Source organism: Oleiphilus sp. HI0080 (assembly GCF_001635135.1).
This window is the reverse complement of the sequence record NZ_LWFU01000647.1, coordinates 1-3,596: the sequence shown is the minus strand read 5'-3', so window position 1 is coordinate 3,596 and position 3,596 is coordinate 1. Positions and strand designations below refer to the sequence as shown.

The 3,596-nt window shown below is 46.2% G+C and carries 3 protein-coding genes and 1 pseudogene; 1 reads left to right on the top strand and 3 read right to left on the bottom strand.

Going from position 1 to position 3,596, the window contains the following annotated elements:
- The first annotated feature begins 130 nt into the window (after positions 1-130).
- Positions 131-1,450 carry a conjugal transfer protein TraF gene (gene traF, locus A3751_RS14080; protein WP_068457198.1) on the top strand — a complete coding sequence of 440 codons (1,320 nt, stop codon included), beginning with the start codon at positions 131-133 and terminating at the stop codon, positions 1,448-1,450.
- A 98-nt stretch (positions 1,451-1,548) separates the two neighbouring features.
- Here the strand turns inward: traF and A3751_RS14075 are convergent, their stop codons facing one another.
- From A3751_RS14075 to gatB, 3 genes and pseudogenes are all read right to left on the bottom strand, one after another.
- Positions 1,549-2,310: an amidohydrolase gene (locus A3751_RS14075; RefSeq protein WP_068457195.1), complete on the bottom strand. Its 762-nt coding sequence runs from the start codon at positions 2,308-2,310 to the stop codon at positions 1,549-1,551.
- A gap of 134 nt (positions 2,311-2,444) precedes the next feature.
- Positions 2,445-2,654 carry a cold-shock protein gene (locus A3751_RS14070; RefSeq protein ID WP_068457191.1) on the bottom strand — a complete coding sequence of 70 codons (210 nt, stop codon included), beginning with the start codon at positions 2,652-2,654 and terminating at the stop codon, positions 2,445-2,447.
- A gap of 328 nt (positions 2,655-2,982) precedes the next feature.
- Positions 2,983-3,596 (bottom strand): annotated as a pseudogene (gene gatB, locus A3751_RS14065) (Asp-tRNA(Asn)/Glu-tRNA(Gln) amidotransferase GatCAB subunit B); the annotation flags it as partial.

The following is a 3,596-nucleotide window of genomic DNA, read 5'->3' as shown; positions in this document are numbered from 1 at the left end:
TAATATCCACGTAAATTCTGCGAGTGAGTATCTGTTACGATACGTTTTATGGATGTGTGCCTTCCCGGTCGCCGAGCCTACTAACAATAAATACATCGAATAATAAATACATCGAATGAACGGAGTAAGTATGGGACGTAAGGTTCTACCAATCGCACTTGCCTTTTCGGCTGTTTCATCGGCGCCGGCCTTTGCCGGAGCACCAACATTTTCAGATGCGCGCTCCCTTGCGATGGGCGGAGTTGGAGTGACCGCCGCGCGGCCGGCTGCCTCAGGATTCTTTAACCCAGCGCTGCTTGCTGTAAAACAGCCTGAAAAACGTAATGGGTTTGGCATGGTTTTACCATCGGTGAATGTTATCGCGAACGACGAAGATGAGTTACGCGATGTTGTTGATGATTTTGAGGATGATTTCATTACGCCGTTTGAGACCGCAATCGATACTCTCGAAGCGAATATTGGTGGCGCAGGACAGGCAGCGGCACAGGCGGACTTAGCCGATAAGACGCAAGCACTAAACAATAAGCTAGCGAGCATTGATCAGGATCAAGCGCGGGTTGATATGGGTTTAGGGTTTTCTGCAATGCTGCCAAGTCAGAGTTTTGGTGCAGGACTTTTTGTCTCTGGCTCTGCAAGAGTGGCTGGCCAGATTAGTTATAAAGATGGGCAGACTTTGACGGATCTCGAAGATCTTTTGAGAACGACAACCGTTAGTAGCATTAATGACGTCTACAACTTCTATGATTTGACGAACGACGCGGATCAATTGGAGTCTACGGTGCGTGCAGTTGGGTCGGCCTATTCAGAAGTTGGTGTCGCGATGTCTCGTAACTTTCGCTTAGATGGACATGATTATGCGTTGGGCTTGTCGCCAAAAATTGTTGATTTGCGCGCCTACGACTACATAACGAGTACCGGTAATTTTGAAGGTGACGACCTGAGTGATACCAAAGTAAGTGAGTCAAAATTCAATCTCGATTTAGGTGTTGCCTCTTTCGTTGATGCGCGTGAGCGTGTGCTGGTTGGTCTTTCAGTCATCAATTTGTTGCCAATGGAAATAACCACCAAGCCCGACTTTGATCGGGTCAACCTGCCATCTAACACTCCAATTCCTGAGGGTATTCAAATTAAAATCAAACCTACGGTGACCGCAGGGGTGTCGTATCGGGGGGACTCATATGAAGTAGCCACCGATCTGCAACTGACAAAAACGGAAGAGTTTTTTGGAGAGGGTGATACTCAATACTGGGGTGTAGGTGCGGAGTATGATCTGTTTGAGGTGTTTCAGGTTCGCGGAGGCATGAGATACAACATCGCTGAGAGTGAGGGGGCTTTGTTTACTGCTGGTTTTGGTGTGCAAGTAGTAGGTGTCACCTTTGAGCTTGCAGCACTTAGTGACTCGGATGCTAACAATGTGGGTGTTGGTACGCAGCTTGGTGTCACGTTTTAAACAAATGTCTGTTTACTTTGGCGCTTCGTTCACCTAAACGTTGTCATTACAGAGTCTGGAGGTACTCCATATTCTGTGCTGTTTTTAGGTGTTGTTGATTAGATCGCAGGTTTATAAAGTGTGAGAGCATTCTTCCAAAGCACGCGTTCAGCGGCCTCTGCATCTAGGTTGTCGACAATTAGCTGAATGTCGTTGTGTTGAAATGCTCGTGGAGCTCGTGTTGATGGTAAGTCCGTTCCGAACATCAAGCAATGAGGGTTGGCTTTGTACAGGTCTTGAATGACGGAAGCGGGCTTAAAGTCAATGCGGCCGAAGCCTGTGGCTTTGATATATACGCCTTTTTCTGCACATTTAAGTAGGGATTTAATCCCCACTTTGCTCAAGCCAAGATGGTCAATGCTTACTTTGGGGAGAGAAAGGAGAGTAGGGCTGAGTCCTTCCAATTCCGTCGAATCGACGTACAGTTCTACGTGCCATTCGGCAAGATCATGCAGTCTTAGAGCGAAGTTCTTTAACTGTTTTATTCCTTCCGAGCCTCCTCGTTTGAGGTTGAATCTAACGGCTCTTACCCCGGCTTCGTTAAGAAGAGCAACATCTTCATCGGAGCAAGTGTGGAGTAATTGCGTCACGCCCACAAAGCGCTTGCCGAGTTTCTCGAGTGCATCCAGTAAATAGCTTTGGTCTTGTTTTTGGAATGAGCCAGATACTACCGTGCCCCCAAGAAGTTCATAATTCGATGTGGCGTGAAGGTAGTTCTCAACGCTAAATGGGGCGGGTATATAGCCTTGATTCTCAAAAAGTGGAAAGCGAGGGTCAATTATGTGTAAGTGGCTGTCGAATATGGGAGGTGATTGAGTCATGCTGCCGCTCTTGAAAGGAGAACGACTAAGTTATAGCAGTTTTCTTTCTATTAGTAATATCATGCGGAAAGGCAGGGCACAAAAAAGGCGAACATAAAGTTCGCCTTTTTCTAAACTGAACATAGAACGTTAAATTAACGTACTACGATGTTCTCAGCTTGTGGACCTTTCTGGCCTTGAGTTACTTCAAACTCAACCGTTTGACCTTCAGTCAACGTTTTGAAACCTGAACCAGTGATCGCACGGAAGTGTGCAAAAACGTCTGGGCCATTTTCTTGAGCGATGAAACCAAAACCTTTAGTTTCGTTGAACCACTTAACTGTACCAGTAACTGTGTTAGACATATCTATATACCTGTAAAAATCAATTAAAACGCCTGTATGGGCAAATGTGCTGGAAAAAAAACAAACTGGGCGTAACAACTGCAGGACGGAGAATACGAATAGACAACGAAATGTAGGATGTAAATACACGGTGTTTCTTACTAGCTGCGGCGAACTTTATAGACTTATTGAGTGAAAGTCGAACAAAACTTTGTATATTTTTATTGCAGTGCCGTTCGATAATTTGGTGTGCATTGTTCGGGGTTTTAGCTAAAGAGGGGGCAAGCGAGATTAGCCACTCTGCATAAGGGGGCGTAAACCCAAATGCAGAGTGGATGGGGATCCAAAGCTAACTGTTTAGTTTCTTTTGAAGGATCTCGTTGAAGAGTTTTGGATTACCTTGCCCTTTGGATGCTTTCATTAGTGGTCCCATAAAGCCACCCATGAGCTTTTTGCGCTTTTTGTCATCCGCCGCTTTGTATTGCTCAATTTGATCTGTCATACCTGCAAGTACTTCATCCACCATTGCTTCGAGTGCGCCGGTATCCGACACTTGTTTGAGTCCTTCGGCGTCTATGATCTGATCGACATCTGTCGCTTCTTTAGTCCAAAGCTTCTCAAAGACTTTCTTCGCTCCAGAAGACGACACTGTATTGTCTTTTATGCGCAAAACTAACTGCCCTAGGGCTTCTCCCGTAAGCGGTGTTTGTGCAGCGCTAAGCTCTTCTGCGTTGAGTCTGGCGCTAAATTCACCCATTACCCAATTTGCAGACAACTTGGCATCGCCAGAGATTTTGGCGCTAGTCTCAAACACAGCCGCAAGGTTAGCATCGGAGGAGAGCATGCCGGCATCGTATTCATTTAGACCGAAATCAGACATAAAGCGTTCTTTGCGCGCGGCTGGGAGTTCTGGCATTTGCGTGCGAACTTCCTCGATATAGTCATCAGTGAGTACAACAGGCA